The 17,305-nt window shown below is 35.6% G+C and carries 15 protein-coding genes; 12 read left to right on the top strand and 3 right to left on the bottom strand.

All coding sequences use genetic code 11. The features are described 5' to 3' along the window. Window positions 1–51: 51 nt before the first annotated feature. A complete protein-coding gene (locus JFU23_RS06500; protein ID WP_201031639.1) occupies window positions 52–2,472 on the top strand; it encodes a heavy metal translocating P-type ATPase in 2,421 nt (806 codons plus the stop codon). 218 nt (window positions 2,473–2,690) lie between these two features. Further along, window positions 2,691–3,170, top strand: coding sequence for a GNAT family N-acetyltransferase (locus JFU23_RS06495; protein ID WP_002033656.1), 480 nt, complete (start codon window positions 2,691–2,693; stop codon window positions 3,168–3,170). A gap of 19 nt (window positions 3,171–3,189) precedes the next feature. Here the strand turns inward: JFU23_RS06495 and JFU23_RS06490 are convergent, their stop codons facing one another. Together JFU23_RS06490 and JFU23_RS06485 are read right to left on the bottom strand one after the other, a co-directional pair. Next, window positions 3,190–3,462 carry an HU family DNA-binding protein gene (locus JFU23_RS06490; RefSeq protein ID WP_002033657.1) on the bottom strand — a complete coding sequence of 91 codons (273 nt, stop codon included), beginning with the start codon at window positions 3,460–3,462 and terminating at the stop codon, window positions 3,190–3,192. A gap of 141 nt (window positions 3,463–3,603) precedes the next feature. After that, on the bottom strand, window positions 3,604–4,419 hold the full coding sequence (locus tag JFU23_RS06485) for a formate/nitrite transporter family protein (protein ID WP_061688522.1): 816 nt from the start codon (window positions 4,417–4,419) through the stop codon (window positions 3,604–3,606). A 196-nt stretch (window positions 4,420–4,615) separates the two neighbouring features. On the opposite strand from JFU23_RS06485, the gene JFU23_RS06480 reads away from it, so the two are divergent. Continuing rightward, window positions 4,616–5,509 (top strand): metallophosphoesterase, encoded by an 894-nt coding sequence (locus JFU23_RS06480; protein WP_201031638.1) that lies wholly within the window; start codon window positions 4,616–4,618, stop codon window positions 5,507–5,509. 124 nt (window positions 5,510–5,633) lie between these two features. Next, window positions 5,634–6,845, top strand: coding sequence for a M20 metallopeptidase family protein (locus JFU23_RS06475; RefSeq protein ID WP_149190845.1), 1,212 nt, complete (start codon window positions 5,634–5,636; stop codon window positions 6,843–6,845). A gap of 54 nt (window positions 6,846–6,899) precedes the next feature. Here JFU23_RS06475 and JFU23_RS06470 read toward each other — a convergent pair whose 3' ends face one another. Then, window positions 6,900–7,982 carry a chitinase gene (locus JFU23_RS06470; RefSeq protein WP_002087965.1) on the bottom strand — a complete coding sequence of 361 codons (1,083 nt, stop codon included), beginning with the start codon at window positions 7,980–7,982 and terminating at the stop codon, window positions 6,900–6,902. Window positions 7,983–8,252: 270 nt separating this feature from the next. On the opposite strand from JFU23_RS06470, the gene gabP reads away from it, so the two are divergent. The 8 genes from gabP to entD all read left to right on the top strand — a co-directional run bounded on the left by gabP (window position 8,253) and on the right by entD (window position 17,263). Next, a complete protein-coding gene (gabP, locus tag JFU23_RS06465) occupies window positions 8,253–9,647 on the top strand; it encodes a GABA permease (protein WP_000360102.1) in 1,395 nt (464 codons plus the stop codon). Window positions 9,648–9,780: 133 nt separating this feature from the next. Then, window positions 9,781–10,119, top strand: a complete 339-nt coding sequence (locus tag JFU23_RS06460; protein WP_172796640.1) for a hypothetical protein — start codon at window positions 9,781–9,783, stop codon at window positions 10,117–10,119. A 316-nt stretch (window positions 10,120–10,435) separates the two neighbouring features. Continuing rightward, window positions 10,436–10,978: a DUF420 domain-containing protein gene (locus JFU23_RS06455; RefSeq protein ID WP_000228316.1), complete on the top strand. Its 543-nt coding sequence runs from the start codon at window positions 10,436–10,438 to the stop codon at window positions 10,976–10,978. Between the two features lie 118 nt (window positions 10,979–11,096). Next, window positions 11,097–12,260: an iron-containing alcohol dehydrogenase gene (locus tag JFU23_RS06450; protein ID WP_201031637.1), complete on the top strand. Its 1,164-nt coding sequence runs from the start codon at window positions 11,097–11,099 to the stop codon at window positions 12,258–12,260. A 156-nt stretch (window positions 12,261–12,416) separates the two neighbouring features. After that, window positions 12,417–13,169, top strand: a complete 753-nt coding sequence (locus tag JFU23_RS06445; protein ID WP_002128628.1) for a DeoR/GlpR family DNA-binding transcription regulator — start codon at window positions 12,417–12,419, stop codon at window positions 13,167–13,169. Further along, window positions 13,166–14,077 carry a 1-phosphofructokinase gene (gene pfkB, locus JFU23_RS06440; protein ID WP_033709381.1) on the top strand — a complete coding sequence of 304 codons (912 nt, stop codon included), beginning with the start codon at window positions 13,166–13,168 and terminating at the stop codon, window positions 14,075–14,077. Before JFU23_RS06445 ends, pfkB begins: the two co-directional genes overlap by 4 nt. Before the next feature lie 13 nt (window positions 14,078–14,090). Beyond that, window positions 14,091–15,950, top strand: a complete 1,860-nt coding sequence (locus JFU23_RS06435; RefSeq protein ID WP_201031636.1) for a PTS fructose transporter subunit IIABC — start codon at window positions 14,091–14,093, stop codon at window positions 15,948–15,950. A 347-nt stretch (window positions 15,951–16,297) separates the two neighbouring features. Then, the gene (entD, locus tag JFU23_RS06430; protein ID WP_201031635.1) at window positions 16,298–17,263 is read left to right on the top strand and encodes a cell wall-binding protein EntD; all 966 of its coding nucleotides are present in this window, start codon (window positions 16,298–16,300) and stop codon (window positions 17,261–17,263) included. Window positions 17,264–17,305 lie beyond the last annotated feature (42 nt).

Below are 17,305 nucleotides of genomic sequence, written 5' to 3'. Positions count from 1 at the left end.
ATTTATTTTGCTAAAAATTATACCTTATAAGGGTATATAGAGGTGAGAGACATGAATGAACAAAAAGAGGCCAATCTCCAAATATCAGGCATGACATGTGCAGCCTGTGCAAATAGAATTGAAAAAGGCCTGAAAAAAGTAGAAGGTGTTCATGATGCAAATGTAAATTTTGCACTTGAAAAAACAAAAATAATGTATGATCCCCATAAAACAAATCCACAACAATTTAAGGGAAAAGTTGAGTCGCTAGGATATGGAATTGTAAGTGATAAAGCTGAGTTTACTGTTTCAGGGATGACATGCGCAGCATGTGCGAATAGAGTAGAAAAGCGTTTAAATAAGTTAGAAGGTGTGAACGGAGCGACAGTAAATTTCGCTTTGGAATCAGCTACAGTAGATTTTAATCCTGATGAAATTAATGTAAATGAAATGAAGAGTGCAATCACGAAATTAGGATATAAATTGGAAGTGAAATCAGATGAGCAAGATGGATCAACTGATCATCGCTTACAAGAAATTGAACGACAAAAGAAGAAATTTATCATTTCGTTTATTTTATCATTCCCGTTACTGTGGGCAATGGTAAGTCATTTCTCATTTACATCATTTATTTATTTACCTGATATGCTTATGAACCCTTGGGTGCAGCTAGCTCTTGCAACTCCAGTACAGTTTATAATTGGAGGCCAGTTTTATGTTGGGGCTTATAAAGCGTTACGTAATAAAAGTGCAAACATGGATGTTCTTGTGGCACTTGGAACGTCCGCAGCTTATTTCTATAGTGTGTATTTAAGTATTAGGTCGATTGGTTCTTCAGAACATATGATAGATTTATATTTTGAAACGAGTGCGGTACTTATTACTTTAATTATTTTAGGTAAATTATTTGAGGCGAGAGCAAAAGGGCGTTCATCAGAAGCTATTAAAAAGTTGATGGGACTACAAGCGAAAACTGCCACAGTTGTGCGAGATGGAACAGAGATGAAAATTTTAATCGAAGAAGTGGTAGCTGGTGATGTTGTCTATGTTAAACCTGGTGAAAAAATCCCAGTAGATGGAGAAATTGTAGAAGGAAAATCAGCGATAGATGAATCGATGTTAACAGGCGAGAGTATTCCTGTTGATAAAACAATTGGGGATGTAGTAATTGGCTCTACAATGAATAAAAATGGATTTTTAAAAGTTAAAGCAACTAAGGTAGGAAGAGATACTGCATTAGCTCAAATTATTAAAGTAGTAGAAGAAGCTCAAGGATCGAAAGCGCCTATTCAAAGGGTAGCTGATCAAATTTCTGGTATTTTCGTACCAGTTGTAGTTGTAATTGCTATTATCACATTTGCAGTGTGGATGCTATTTGTTACACCGGGTGATTTTGGCGGAGCACTTGAGAAAATGATAGCAGTACTTGTTATCGCTTGTCCGTGTGCATTAGGTCTTGCGACACCTACATCTATTATGGCGGGATCAGGAAGGTCAGCTGAGTATGGTATTTTATTTAAAGGCGGGGAGCATTTAGAAGCAACGCACCGATTAGATACAGTTATTCTAGATAAAACAGGTACTGTGACAAACGGGAAGCCTGTTTTAACAGATGTAATTGTAGCAGATGGATTCCATGAAGAAGAAATACTACGTTTAGTAGGTGCGGCAGAAAAAAATTCTGAACATCCACTTGCAGAAGCGATTGTAGAAGGAATTAAAGAAAAGAAAATTGATATCCCAAGTTCAGAAACGTTTGAAGCGATTCCAGGATTCGGTATCGAATCAGTCGTAGAAGGGAAACAATTATTAATTGGTACACGTCGATTAATGAAGAAATTCGATATTGATATTGAAGAAGTTTCTAAATCGATGGAAGAGCTAGAACGAGAAGGAAAAACAGCAATGCTTATTGCGATAGATAAGGAATATGCTGGAATTGTTGCTGTTGCAGATACTGTAAAAGATACTTCAAAAGCAGCTATCGCAAGACTTAAGAAAATGGGTCTAGACGTTGTTATGATTACAGGAGATAATACACAAACTGCTCAGGCAATCGCTAAGCAAGTTGGTATTGATCACGTAATTGCAGAAGTATTACCAGAAGGAAAAGCAGAAGAAGTGAAAAAACTGCAAGCGCAAGGTAAGAAAGTAGCAATGGTTGGAGATGGAATAAATGATGCTCCTGCACTGGCTACGGCGGATATCGGTATGGCAATTGGAACCGGAACGGATGTAGCGATGGAAGCGGCAGATATTACGTTAATCCGTGGTGATTTAAATAGTATTGCTGATGCAATTTTTATGAGTAAAATGACGATTAGAAATATTAAGCAAAATCTATTCTGGGCGTTAGCTTATAACGGCCTAGGAATTCCAATTGCGGCGCTCGGTTTCTTAGCACCTTGGGTTGCAGGTGCAGCAATGGCATTTAGCTCTGTATCAGTCGTATTAAATGCATTAAGATTACAAAGAGTTAAATTGAAATCTTAAACATTTTCAGCTATAAAGCGAATTTAATATGCTTTTTTACAATAAACAATACTTTGTATAAGTATTGTTTATTGTTCGTTTAGAAGGAAAAGTCGATATAATATAGAAAGAGCAGAAGTAGAATCATATATAGTGGAAGAAACTGTTTCGAAAATAAACACGAAATAATTATCCGAATAACCGAAATAAAAGAGTTAGTTTGATAAGGAGTTTTACATATGTTTAAAGATATTAAAATTAGAACATTCCAGAAAGAGGATTTAGAGCAAGTATTACAATTATTCTATGAAACGGTTCATACGGTGAATGCAAAAGATTATAACGAGTTACAGCTACAGGCGTGGGCCCCAGAGCGACTAGATAGAGAGAGATGGCTACAGTCTTTAGAAAAGAATATTTGTTACGTTGCTGATTATAAAGGTGTGATAGTGGGATTTGGGGATTATAATGATGATCATTACGTAGATCGCTTATTTACGCATAAAGATTATCAAGGAAAAAGGATAGCATCATACATACTACAGAAGTTAGAAAAAGAAGCAGTGAACTTGCAGCATAGGGATATATATACAGAGGCGAGTATTACAGCAAAACCTTTCTTTGAAAGCAAAGGTTTTATTTGCATAAAGGAACAAAATAAGCAACATAATGGTCAGATTTTTATTAATTATGTCATGAAAAAAATAGCCTTCTCATAAATGAGAAGGCTATTTTTCATTATTTTACAGCTTCTTTTAGTTCTTTACCAGCTTTAAAAGCAGGTACTTTAGAAGCTGCGATTTGCATTTCTTCACCCGTTTGTGGGTTACGACCTGTACGAGCAGCTCTTTCACGAACTTCGAATGTACCGAATCCGATAAGTTGTACTTTTTCGCCAGCAGCTAAAGAGTTAGTGATTGATTCTACTACAGTTTGTAAAACTACAGTAGCTTCTTTTTGAGAAATCTCAGCGTTTTGTGCTACGTTTTTAATTAATTCTGTCTTATTCATGTTTTTCACCTCATATGTAAATAATGCTATTTAAGTTGTTATTATAACGTATAAAACATTCGAGAACAAGTGTACGTACATATATTCGCAAAAAAAATGAAATTTGTAATATTTTTTAGGACCAATTTATAGACATTCAATTTAAGCGGATACAGATTTTTTCTTTAATGCAGTTTGCTCTTTATTGGAAGGTAGTTTCTTATTATAAGATATGAAATAAGGTAATGCTACAAATAACATACCCCCTACTAAGTTTCCGAAGAAAACAAAAATGAAGTTTGGAAAATATTCAACCCAAGTTAAATGACCAGAAAAAATTGCAGCTGGGATGACAAACATATTGGCTACAACGTGTTGAAATCCAATCGCAACAAAAGTCATAACAGGGAACCAAATACCGACAATCTTTCCGATAAATTCTTTACTTCCCATACTGAGCCAAACAGCTAAACAAACGAGCCAATTACACCCGATTGCAGAAATGAAGGCTTGCAGTGGTGTATCTTGTAGTTTAGCTTGTGCAATAGTAACTGTTTTTGCTAAAAAAGCTCCCTCCGTTAAGCCGACGATATGACCAAAAAAATAAGCGACGAATATAGCACCTATGAAGTTGCTAAACGTAACAATAACTAAATTTCGTATGAAGTGAAATAAGTCGATTTTTTTGTGAAGCCATGCCATTGAAACGGTCATCATGTTGCCAGTTACTAATTCACCGCCTGCAAGGATAACGAGTATAAGACCGATAGGGAATACGGCAGCACCTAAAAAGCTAGTAAATGATCCCAAAGATTTTGGCATTGTTCCGATAACATGGATATCAAGTAAATATCCTAATGCTATGAAAGCACCACCAAAAAAACCGAGAATTAGCATAGGGAGCAATGATAAATGAGCTTTTTTTCTTCCAGAATTAGCAGCAAGTTCCGTAATTTCTTCTGGTGTAAATACAGACATGAATAACCTCTCCTTAATAGAATGATGGAATGAATAGAAGAAACATTTTAAAGAATCTATGTATGATAAAAATATGATATGATTTCTGTATAAATTTGTCAAAGTGAGTGGGGCTGAAATTGGATATAACGAACATTGTTCATGTTGTCACATTAATGTAACAATAAGGATTTAAAGTGATTTTAGAGGTGAAAACATGAATACGCATCATGTAAAAAAAGAACGAAAAAAATCAATCGTAAAGATATTTATTATTAGTTTCATAAGTATATTAATGATACCAGTAAGTTTGTATTTCTATGCGACTGAAATAGAAAGAAGACTAGTAACAGTTACGTGGAATGAAATAGAAGCTCCTACAATTCCTAAAGAGTTTAATAATAAAAAAATATTGCAGTTCTCAGATTTACATTTAGGACCAGATTTTACATTGAAACAACTAGAAAATTTGGTGGAGAAGATGAATGAATTACATCCAGATATAGTAGTTTTTACAGGAGATTTAATAGATAAGTTTGGATCCTATAGTGCGGAAAGAGAAGAAGCAAAGGTTATTTTGCAGAAAATTAAAGCTCCCCTAGGAAAATATGCTGTGTTTGGGAATCATGATAGAGGTGGGGGCGGTAGTTTATTTTACAAAAAGTATATGGAGGAAGCTGGTTTTTCTGTGTTAGTAAATGAAGTGCAGAAAATTAAAGCGGAAAACGGCAAGTATATTACAATATCAGGTTTGGATGATTTTTTATTAGGGAAGCCACAAATAGACTCGACTTTAAAAAACTTAAGACAACAAGATTTCAATATGCTATTAATACATGAGCCGGATGTTGTAGATAAAGTATCTCGTTATCCAGTCGATTTTCAAATGTCAGGACATAGTCACGGAGGACAAGTTCAAATTCCTTTTGTAGGTCCTTTAATTACTACAAAACTAGCTGAGAGTCATGTTGAAGGTATGTATGAATTAGAAGGGAAGAGTAAGCTGTTACATTTATACGTAAATCGTGGTATTGGGACAACCCGAATGCCTGTTAGATTTTTGAGTGTACCGGAACTTTCACTGTTTGTATTGAAGAAAAGTAGTGACTGAAGTAGAACGTTTAATATTTTGAAGAATTAAGAGTACTTTTAAAGAAAGTTCTCTTTTTTTATTGATTAAATACATAATATTATGTATTTTTTATTTAAACTGTTAAAAAGAAAGGGGAATTTCTATGATAGAAACATGGCATAAAGAATTGGAAAGTTTATATAATCAAATGGTTTCGTGGCGAAGAGATTTTCATCAATACCCAGAGCTATCGTTTCAAGAAATAGAAACACCGAAAAAAATAGCTGAAATTTTAAAAAGTTTTCATATTGATGTGAAAACAGATGTCGGGGGAAGAGGGGTAATCGGCGTAATTGAAGGTGGAATACCTGGGAAGACGATGGCGCTACGTGCTGATTTTGATGCACTACCTATTCAAGATGAAAAGAAAGTTTCATATAAATCAAAGGTTCCTGGTGTAATGCACGCTTGTGGCCATGATGGACATACAGCAACACTTTTAGGAGTTGCAAAAATATTAAGTGATAACAGAGACCAACTTTCAGGAAAAATAGTCCTTATTCATCAACATGCAGAAGAGAAAGAGCCTGGCGGAGCAATTGCCATGATTGAGGATGGTTGTTTAGAAGGAGTAGATGTTATTTTTGGTACACATTTATCTTCTCAGATGCCTTTAGGAATTGTTGGAACGAAAGCTGGAGCAATGATGGCGGCAGCTGATACTTTTGAAGTGAAGATTCAAGGGCGAGGCGGTCACGGCGGTATGCCACATCATACTGTAGATGCTATTATCGTTGCAACACAAGTTATTAATCAGTTGCAACTTTTAGTGAGTAGAAAAGTCGATCCACTTCAATCAGCAGTTTTAACAGTTGGTACATTCCATGCCGGGCAAGCCGATAATATTATTGCGGATACTGCTACGTTTACAGGAACCATTCGAACGTTAGATCCTGAAGTGAGAGAATATATGGAGAAGGAATTTAGACGAGTTGTTGAGGGGATTTGTCAGTCCCTTCATGCTGAAGTTAATATTCAATATAAACGAGGATATCCAATATTAATAAATCATGTAGCTGAAACACGTCATTTTATGACGGTTGCGGAACACGATCTTGGCAAAGAAAGGGTCATGGAAGTACCACCTATTATGGGCGGAGAAGATTTTGCATACTACTTAGAACATGTTCCAGGAGCATTTTTCTTCACAGGTGCCGGTAATGAAGAAATAGGGGCAACATATCCACACCATCATCCTCAATTCGATTTTGATGAACGTGCGATGTTGGTTGGTGGGAAGTTGCTTTTAAGTCTTGTGAATAGTTATTCAAGAGATGGAAAAGAATTTCTTCATCATGTAGAAGTGAAAAAGTAATTTACATAAATAAAAAACAACAATAGGTCATATAAAACCTAGTGTTGTTTTTTATTATTTTTGCAAGGAAAGACTATCAAAATATGTTCTATAGTTATTAGAGAATTCAAAGTTGTTTTTTGCATCCCAATTAATAGACCAAGACATTAGGCCACGGAATGCAGGATAGCCACTCTGATTTGAAAGTTTATACTTTCCTCCGAAAGGAATTCCTTTAATGATATAATCTAAAGCTTTTTTCATTTCAGTTGGAGAAATATATCCGCCACTTGGAGCGGCCGCTGGTGCTGCAGGAAGTCCAATCATGACTTGATCCGAACGAAGAGGCGGGAAAATGTTATTTGCATTACCACCTACAGGAAAACCATGTAAGAGCATATCTGCCATAGCGACTTCGTAGTCTGCAGTACCTTGATTGTAGTTATTACCGTCCATTCCAATCCCGCTACCAGCGTTGTAGTGTTGAACGTGAATGTATGTTAGTTTGTCTTTCACTCCGTAAATAATCGGTAAATATGCACCCCAGATGCTTCCATATGCGCTATAGCCGCCTTGAACATAAGCTGTTTCAGGAGCCATGCTTAATAGGAAATCTGGACCGTAATGGTCTGAAATCGTTCGAATTGCTGAGATAAGATTCACGATTTGAGGAGTTGTTGGGTTTTTAAAATTAGTGTCATTACCGTTTAAGTAAATACCTGATTCAAGGTCAATATCTATTCCATCAAAACCGTATTTATCGATTAGAGATTGTATGGAATTAATAAAACGTTGTTTAGCAGCATTGTCTGGAAGTAAAACGACCCCATTTTGTCCACCTATTGAAAGAACTACTTTTTTTCCTTTACTTTTTAAATAGGAAATATCAGATTTGAATTCTGCATCTGTACCATACACAGGGGAAAATTCAACAGTGGAACGATCACCACCAGTTTCACCGAAAGATACATTTATTACATCCCATTTTGGTGAAACATCTTTTAATTTAATAATGCCAGTACCGTTATCAAAGTTATGCCAATATCCAACGAGTAATTTTGACCCTAAATTGTTTGCTGCTTGTGCTTGAAAGGGAGCTAGCGGTAGCAGTAAGAAAATTACTAAAGTACAACAAATGAATTTAAACTTGTTTAACATATCAACACTCCTATACAAAAAGTTGTCTAGATGTATAATCTTGTTTATTTAATGATATCTGAAAATTCATTCTTTTGTAAGGTGACTATAATTTTCTCAACAATTGTGTATGGGAAATTATTAAACCTAATGAAATAATTTTTGAAGGAGGTCGAATTACGATTGTTAAATTCAGAATATTTTGATATGTTTTAAAGTATAGGATAAGATTTTTCAAATAATACTCTTACGTAAATTTCAAAATTAAGTTTGGAAGGGGATGTACAAGAGTTGGATAAAAATCTTAAGAAAGACCTCAAAATACGCCACATTACAATGATTTCCATTGGTGGCGTAATAGGAGCTGGTTTGTTTGTTGGAAGTGGTGCGGTTGTGCATTCAGCAGGTCCAGGTTCTATCGTTTCATATGCATTAGCAGGACTTCTAGTTATTTTCGTTATGAGAATGCTAGGAGAAATGGCAGCTATTAATCCGACAAGTGGTTCATTTGCAACATATGCAAGAGAGGCAATTGGTCCATGGGCAGGTTATACAATTGGGTGGCTATATTGGTTTTTCTGGGTAATTGTTATTGCAATAGAAGCTACAGCAGGTGCTGGTATTATTCAATACTGGATTCCAGAAATCCCACTCTGGTTATTAAGCTTAATATTAACGATTTTATTAACGTTGACGAATGTTTTCTCGGTGAAATCATTTGGAGAATTTGAATATTGGTTTTCATTTATTAAAGTAATAAGTATTGTTTTGTTCCTTTGTCTTGGACTAGCTGTTATTTTAGGATTTGTACCAGGAACGGAAGCACCTGGCACTTCGAATTTGGTAGGTCAAGGAGGATTTATGCCAAATGGTATAAGTTCGGTGTTACTTGGAATCACCGTCGTTATATTTTCATTTATGGGATCTGAGATTGTTGCAGTGGCCGCTGGAGAGTCTGCCGAACCTGTAAAGGCAGTCAAAACAGCAACAAATAGTGTAATTTGGCGTATTCTCGTATTTTTCATTGGATCGATCGCTGTAGTTGTTACACTCCTTCCGTGGAATTCGGCGAACATACTAAAAAGCCCATTTGTGGCGGTACTGGAACATATAGGGATACCAGCGGCAGCGCAAATTATGAATTTTATCGTTTTAACAGCTGTACTTTCTTGTTTAAATTCGGGTTTATATACGAACTCAAGAATGCTTTTTTCAATGGCAGAAAGAGGAGATGCGCCAAAGGCATTTTTGAAATTGAATAGTAGTGGTGTTCCAGTTCGGGCGGTTTTATTTGGAACTTTCTTTGCTTACATTGGAGTTGTTTTTAGTTACATATCTCCAGATAAAGTATTTTTATTTTTAGTGAATGCATCTGGCGGGATTGCGTTACTCGTTTATCTCGTTATAGCAGTTTCACATTTCAAGATACGTAAAAAAATGGGGAAAGCGGAACAACAAAATTTGAAAGTGAAAATGTGGCTTTTTCCATATGTAACATATGTTACAATTGCTGCGATTATAGCAGTTTTAGTTGCCATGCTCGCAATTGAATCTTTACGTTCACAAGCGCTTTTAACGATGCTTGTTACTGTTCTTATAATAATTTCTTATTTTATTTTTAATAGAAATAAAAATAGTACATTGTTGAATCCTAAAAGTAAGAATGAGGAATCTGTTCGATTCTAATTTCTTGTTTTAGAAGAGAGTTACACCCAATCATTGCTATAAAAGAATCATATATAATCATAGAAACAAGTAATTACTATTGTCATAGTGAATATAAACTTTTTTCTTGACTTTTTATATGAAGGCGAGCAAAATGGTAAAAAAGGAAGGGGGGATGAAGATGGAAGAGTACGTATTAGAGCTGTATAACTTTTTATATACGACAGAATGGCAAGATATTGTTTCATTTCTAGGAATAATGTTTTGTATGAAAATTGTAATTGTATATATGGAAGAGCAAGGTATGTTCTATTCCTTCTCATCTCCGTTCGATGTGCAGCGCGAGCCGTTGCCAAACTATGCCAAGGTAAATTATGAACAATTTCCTTTTGTAATTTTCTTTATGATTCGATTTATAACAGCAATTGTAAAGAAAAAGGAAAGTGACGATGAAGAGTGCCACTCAACTTGTAATATAGCGACTGCTTTTTAAGCTAAATACAAGGAGGAGATTTATATGTGGTTTCGATTTCTTATGATTGGTTTCTTTTCATTAACAGCAATTTCATTAATGGGATATCAAGTGTCTGAAATATATCAAGCGTATAGCAGTACGTTTTTTAACAAAAACTAATCGCATTGCTATTTGAATAATAAAGCGATAAAATCCTTCTTAAGAAGTATTGTTAAGAAGGATTTTTTCTTTGCCCTGTCTTACTGTGTCAAACTATTGTCACATTTACACTGTGAATAATATGTTAAAATAGTGAGGTTACGTATACATATTTGAAGGAAGAGGAGTGACCATTTTGGTGGATCAATCAACGAATCAGAAAAGCTATGCTCCTATTGTGATAACGCTTTCTGTAATTGTAAATGCGATTATTTTATTTTTGTTCTTTGGACCTGTTGGCTATGAAGGAGAAGTACATTTTGATGTAACAATTTTACCAATGTTAAATGCAATTTTTAATAGCTTTACGTTCGTATTCTTATTAGCAGCTTTATACTCTATTATTAAGAAGAATGTGAAAATGCACCGTGGTTTCATCCTAGCAGCATTTACAACGACGTTGCTATTTTGTGTTTCTTATTTATCGTATCATTACTTGGCGCCAGCAACACATTTTGGCGGAGAAGGATTCATTAAATATGTGTATTTCATCATTTTAATTACACATATTATCCTTGCAGCAATTATTGTACCGCTTGCATTGTTTGCACTTGTGTTTGGTTTTACGAACCAATTAACACGTCACCGTAAAATTGTACGTTGGACGATGCCGATTTGGTTATATGTAAGTTTATCTGGTGTTATTGTTTACTTAATGATCTCACCTTATTATCAATAAAAAAAATCTCAGCCTGTAGGCTGGGATTTTTTTATTAGGCAAATATTTTTGTGAAATGAAAAAATTGTGGTATACAAAAGTATAGTTGCTTTTTATATAGAAGGGATGGTAAAGATATATGCAAAATTTTGTATTTCGTAATCCGACAAAACTTATTTTTGGTAAAGGACAGTTAGAGCAGTTAAAAACGGAAATTCCACAGTTCGGTAAAAAAGTTCTTCTCGTGTATGGAGGAGGCAGTATTAAAAGAAATGGTATTTATGATAATGTGATTTCTATTTTAAAGGATATAAATGCGGAAGTATTTGAGTTGACAGGAGTTGAACCGAATCCTCGTTTATCAACAGTAAAGAAAGGGATTCAAATTTGTAAAGACAATGGAGTCGAATTTATTTTAGCGGTTGGCGGAGGAAGTGTAATCGACTGTACGAAGGCGATTGCTGCTGGTAGTAAATATGATGGAGATGTATGGGATATTGTAACGAAAAAATCATTTGCTAGCAAGGCGTTACCGTTCGGTACTGTACTCACTCTTGCGGCAACAGGTTCTGAAATGAATGCAGGATCTGTAATTACAAACTGGGAAACGAATGAAAAGTACGGCTGGGGCAGTCCAGTTACATTCCCTCAGTTTTCAATTTTAGATCCACTACATACTTCGTCTGTGCCGAGAGATCAAACGATTTATGGTATGGTCGATATTATGTCGCACGTATTAGAGCAATATTTCCATCACGGCATGAATACAGAATTACAAGATCGTTATTGTGAATCTGTTTTAAGAACAGTAATTGAAACAGCTCCTAAGCTTTTAAGTGATCTAGAAAATTATGAGCATAGGGAGACCATTTTATATTGTGGTACTATGGCGTTAAACGGCATTTTAGCGATGGGAGTAAAAGGAGACTGGGCAACTCATAATATTGAGCATGCAGTTTCTGCTGTTCATGACATACCGCATGGGGGCGGACTCGCGATTCTATTCCCGAACTGGATGAAGCATGTTATAGATGAAAATGTGAGTCGCTTTAAACAGTTCGCTATTCGTGTATTCGATGTAGAAACAGAAGGGAAGACAGATAAAGAGGTTGCATTAGAGGGAATTGAGGCGTTACGTCAATTTTGGACTTCAATTGAAGCTCCAGTAACATTAGCTGATTACGCTATTAGAGAAAATGAAATTGACTTAATGGCGGATAAAGCGATGGCTTATGGTGAATTCGGTAACTTTAAAAAATTAAATAAAGATGATGTTCTTGCAATTTATAAAGCTTCTTTATAAGTGAAGCGAGAGAAGAAACCTATTTGATTGTTGTATCAAATAGGTTTCTTTTTTTGTTTATAACCGGTTTTGATTGATAGTGATTATTTTTGACTGTTTATGGTTGATTTTTGTGATCGTTTTCATTATACTGTAATCAAAGAAGAGGTGAAGAAAATGTTAACTCCTGAACGTCATCAAATGATATTGCAACTTGTAAAAGAACAAAAAGTTGTTAAATTGCAGCAATTAGTTGAAAGAACAGAAAGCTCTGAATCGACAATTCGTCGTGATTTAGCACAATTAGAAAAACAAAGGTTATTAAAAAGAGTTCATGGTGGTGCCTCTGTTTTAACAGGAAAAGGACAGGAGCCAACGATGATTGAAAAATCATCCAAAAACATTCAAATAAAACAACAAATTGCCAAGTATGCGGCTAGTATTGTTGAACAAGGGGATTGCGTTTATTTAGATGCAGGAAGTACAACATTTGAAATGATCCCATTTTTAATAAATAAAGATGTTACAGTCGTTACGAATGGACTTATGCATATTGAAGCTTTAGTTGAAAATAATATTCGTGCGTATTTACTGGGCGGGATGATGAAGAGTAGGACGAAAGCTTTAATTGGTGCTATGGCACAGGAAAGTATGCAAAAGTACCGTTTTGATAAATGTTTCTTAGGAGCAAATGGTGTACATGAACAGCTTGGTTTTACAACTCCAGATCCAGAAGAGGCACTTTTAAAACAAATGGCATTAACATTTGCGAACGAAGGATATTTCTTAATTGATGAAAGTAAGTTCTCAGAAGTTGCATTTGCGAAAATTGCCAATGTTGAAGAAGCGAATATTATTACAAACCATTTAGAAATTGATTTAGAAAAATATAAAAGACAAACCAATGTAATTGAGGCTGATAAACAATGATCTATACAGTTACTTTAAACCCATCTATTGATTATGTAGTACAAGTTAATTCTTTCGATTTAGGCGCGGTAAATCGAGCAGAGAAAGATATGAAATTTCCTGGAGGGAAAGGCATTAACGTTTCTCGTGTTCTTCATCGTTTAGGTGTTGAAAATGTAGCGCTTGGATTTACTGGTGGATTTACCGGTCGATTTATTAAAGATGTATTACAGGCGGAAGGTGTAACAACAAACTTCGTCCAAGTAGACGGTGATTCACGAATTAATGTGAAAATAAAAGGGCAAGAAGAGACAGAATTAAATGGGCAAGGTCCTAATGTGACAAATGAACAATTTGAACAATTAATGAAACAAATCGAAAGTATGAGGCAGGGAGATTGTGTTGTACTAGCTGGAAGTGTACCGGCGTCTATCTCAACTACTTTTTATGAATCAATCGCAGCGCTCGGAGCTGAGAAAGGTATTCGCGTAGTAGTCGATGCAAGTGGAAGTGCGCTGCAGCATGTAATTAAAAATAAACCATTTTTAATAAAGCCTAATCATCATGAACTTGGTGAGTTATTTGGAGTAGAGATTTCAACAGTAGAAGATGTTTTACCGTTTGGAAGAAAATTAGTTGAACAAGGTGTAGAGCATGTTATCGTATCAATGGCTGGAGATGGGGCTTTATTATTTACGGCACAAGGTATATATGAAGCAACTGTTCCAAAAGGTGTTGTAATTAATTCGGTTGGGGCCGGAGATTCTCTTGTTGCAGGATTTGTAGGTAAATATGAACAGACAAAAGATATTGAAAAGGCATTTCAATATGGCGTTGCAACAGGAAGTGCAACAGCATTCTCGGCGGATTTATGTACAAAGGAAAAGGTAGAAGAATTATTGTCGCAAGTAATTGTAGCTAAGCGATAGGGGGAAGCAACATATGAAAATTACAGAACTATTAAAAAGGGATACAGTCATTATGAATTTGACAGCTTCAAATAAAGAAGCTGTCATAGATGAATTAGTTGAAAAATTAAACGGGGCAAATCGTTTAAATAGTAAAACTGAATTTAAAGAAGCTATTTTAAAGCGGGAGTCACAAAGTACAACTGGAATTGGTGAAGGTATTGCTATACCTCATGCGAAGACGAATGCCGTTAAACAACCATCGATTTGTTTCGGTAGAAGTGTAAGCGGTATCAACTATGAGTCGCTTGATGGACAGCCTACACATCTGTTTTTTATGATTGCTGCGAGTGAAGGGGCGAATAATACTCATTTAGAAACGTTATCTCGTCTCTCTACGTTATTGATGGATGAAGGGTTCCGCAAGCAATTATTAGAAGCAAAGGATGAGGATGAGCTTCTCCGTTTATTTGATGAAAAAGAGAATGAAAAAGAAGACGAAGAAGTTGAAGTAGCAAAGCCGGAAGGGAATGAGCCATACGTATTAGCTGTTACAGCTTGTCCGACTGGTATCGCTCACACATATATGGCTGCGGATAGTTTGAAAGCAAAAGCAGCAGAGTTAGGAATAGCGATTAAAGTTGAAACGAATGGATCAACAGGTGTAAAGAACGGTTTAACGAAAGAGGATATTGAACGCGCAACAGCGATTATCGTTGCGGCAGATAAACAGGTAGAAATGAACCGTTTCGCTGGGAAGTATGTCATTCAAGTGCCAGTAGCTGATGGTATTAGAAAAACTGAAGTCCTTCTTAATAGAGCTGTAAAACAAGATGCACCAATCTTTAAAGGTGTCAAAGAGAATGGGAAGGCAGAAAATGTAGAGAAAGAAAAAGGGCTAGGAATTTATAAGCATTTAATGAGCGGTGTAAGTAATATGCTTCCGTTCGTTGTTGGTGGCGGAATTTTAATTGCATTAGCATTTATGTTCGGTGGAATTAAGGCGGAAGGTCCTATTGCTGAAATATTAATGAATATTGGCGGTGGAGAAAAAGGAGCCTTTTTATTCCTTGTACCTATTTTAGCTGGATTTATTGCAAGTTCTATTGCTGATCGACCTGGTTTTATGCCTGGCGTTGTCGGTGGGTTTTTAGCAGCACAAGCGAATGCGGGATTTTTAGGTGGATTAATTGCTGGTTTCTTAGCTGGATATGTTGTTTTAGGATTGAAAAGATTATTTTCAGGATTACCAGTACAGTTAGAAGGAATTAAACCTGTTTTGTTATATCCAGTCTTTGGATTGTTGATTACAGGAGTTGTTATGCAAAAAGTAGTAAATCCGCCTGTAGTAGCATTAAATGAAATGTTAACAGGATGGTTAAATGGTTTGAACGGTACGAATGCTATATTATTAGGTCTTATTTTGGGCGGTATGATGGCAATTGATATGGGTGGTCCAATTAATAAAGCGGCATTTACATTTGGTATTGCTGCAATAGAAGCACAGAATTTTGGAGTGCACTCAGCAGTTATGGCTGGTGGTATGGTACCGCCACTTGCGATTGCATTCGCAACCACATTCTTTAAAACAAAATTTACAGAAGCAGAACGTAAATCTGGTTTAACAAATTATATTATGGGAGCATCGTTTATTACAGAAGGTGCGATTCCATTTGCAGCTGCCGATCCGGTTCGAGTAATAGTAAGCTGTGTTGTTGGTTCAAGTATCGCGGGTGCCTTATCTATGTTATTCCAAATTACATTGCCGGCACCGCATGGTGGATTGTTTGTTATCGCATTAGTGAATAAACCGTTGCTATACATTTTCTCTATATTAATTGGGACGATTGTTTCAGCTATTATGATAGGTGTTTGGAAGAAGAAAGTTAAATAAAAGATAAAAAGGGACAGCTAATAGGAGTTGTTCCTTTTTCGTTACAAAAAGTAATTTAATAATTGGATTATGATGGATTTTGGTAAAAGATGTAATGAAAAGTGATTTTTTTGTAACAAAAAAGTAATACTGTAATTTTTTCTGGAAAAAATTCTTATACTGATTTGTGAGAAATATATGAAAACTATTGCTAATTTTGGTAGAAATACAATTCTTTAATATGGAAATTTATGTTACAAATCATTAATCGTTTATTACGAATGCTTTGTAATTGTGTGATTTTCGAAATTCTACCAAAAACTGTTGCTATAATGAGAACACGAAAACAAAGCAAATGGAGGCTATTCATGAAAAAATTATTAGGTATAGCAACAGCAGCAGTTTTTGGTCTTGGGATTTTTGCAGGTTCTGCTAAAGCGGAAACGATTGTAACAACAGATGTATTAAACGTTAGAGAAAACCCAACTGTAGAATCAAAACTTGTAGGTAAAATGTTAAGTGGAAATAAATTAGATGTTATAAATACAGAAAACGGATGGTCCAAAATTAAATTAGATGGTAAAGAAGCTTTTGTAAGTGCTGAGTTTACGAAAAGTTCTTATTATGTAACAGCAAACGTATTAAACATTCGTGCTGGAGCGAATACTGATTCAGAGATTCTTGGCACGCTTAAAAAAGATGACTTGATTGAAACGACAAATCAAGTACAAAACGAATGGTTACAATTCGAATATGGCGGGAAAGCGGCGTATGTTCACATACCATTTTTAACAGGTACAGCACCTGTTATTGAAAGAAAAGAAGTTCCAGCTCAAGATGAAGCGCCAACTAAGGTGAAAACGGCGGTTAAAAATGATACATCAGTTAAGGTGAAAGCGCCGGCTAAAAATGATACGGCAGTTAACGGAAAGGAAGCAGTTAAAAGTGGAGCATCAAGTAAACCAGTAGCGCAAGCGAAGCCGGCAACTAAGCCAGTGGCGAAATCTACTGAAACAAGTGAACCTGCTGGTCGTGAAATAACAGTAGAAGCGACAGCTTACACAGCTCACCCGAGTGAAAATGGCACATATGGTGGTCGTGTGTTAACTGCGATGGGGCATGATTTAACAGCGAATCCAAATATGAAAGTTATTGCTGTTGATCCGAAAGTAATTCCTCTCGGATCAAAAGTGTGGGTGGAAGGATATGGAGAAGCAATTGCTGGAGATACTGGTGGCGCGATTAAAGGAAACCGTATTGATGTTTTAGTTGGTTCAGATAGCACTGCTGATAGTTGGGGTCGTAAATCCGTTAAAGTGAAAGTTATAAAATAATTTATTAAAATAAAAAACGGCTGCTTGAAAATGTCTAAGCGG

Origin of the sequence: Bacillus sp. TH50 (genome assembly GCF_016650565.1) — a bacterium.
Lineage (GTDB): Bacteria > Bacillota > Bacilli > Bacillales > Bacillaceae_G > Bacillus_A > Bacillus_A mycoides.
Note: the sequence above shows the minus strand (reverse complement) of the source record. Positions and strands in the feature narration are given on the sequence as shown.

Bases quoted from the DNA above. Each gene is read 5' to 3' on its own strand.
- JFU23_RS06500 (WP_201031639.1), top strand. From the start codon at position 52: ATGAATGAACAAAAAGAGGCCAATCTCCAAATATCAGGCATGACATGT.
- JFU23_RS06495 (WP_002033656.1), top strand. From the start codon at position 2,691: ATGTTTAAAGATATTAAAATTAGAACATTCCAGAAAGAGGATTTAGAG.
- JFU23_RS06490 (WP_002033657.1), bottom strand. From the start codon at position 3,462: ATGAATAAGACAGAATTAATTAAAAACGTAGCACAAAACGCTGAGATT.
- JFU23_RS06485 (WP_061688522.1), bottom strand. From the start codon at position 4,419: ATGTCTGTATTTACACCAGAAGAAATTACGGAACTTGCTGCTAATTCT.
- JFU23_RS06480 (WP_201031638.1), top strand. From the start codon at position 4,616: ATGAATACGCATCATGTAAAAAAAGAACGAAAAAAATCAATCGTAAAG.
- JFU23_RS06475 (WP_149190845.1), top strand. From the start codon at position 5,634: ATGATAGAAACATGGCATAAAGAATTGGAAAGTTTATATAATCAAATG.
- JFU23_RS06470 (WP_002087965.1), bottom strand. From the start codon at position 7,982: ATGTTAAACAAGTTTAAATTCATTTGTTGTACTTTAGTAATTTTCTTA.
- JFU23_RS06460 (WP_172796640.1), top strand. From the start codon at position 9,781: ATGGTAAAAAAGGAAGGGGGGATGAAGATGGAAGAGTACGTATTAGAG.
- JFU23_RS06450 (WP_201031637.1), top strand. From the start codon at position 11,097: ATGCAAAATTTTGTATTTCGTAATCCGACAAAACTTATTTTTGGTAAA.
- JFU23_RS06445 (WP_002128628.1), top strand. From the start codon at position 12,417: ATGTTAACTCCTGAACGTCATCAAATGATATTGCAACTTGTAAAAGAA.
- pfkB (WP_033709381.1), top strand. From the start codon at position 13,166: ATGATCTATACAGTTACTTTAAACCCATCTATTGATTATGTAGTACAA.
- JFU23_RS06435 (WP_201031636.1), top strand. From the start codon at position 14,091: ATGAAAATTACAGAACTATTAAAAAGGGATACAGTCATTATGAATTTG.
- entD (WP_201031635.1), top strand. From the start codon at position 16,298: ATGAAAAAATTATTAGGTATAGCAACAGCAGCAGTTTTTGGTCTTGGG.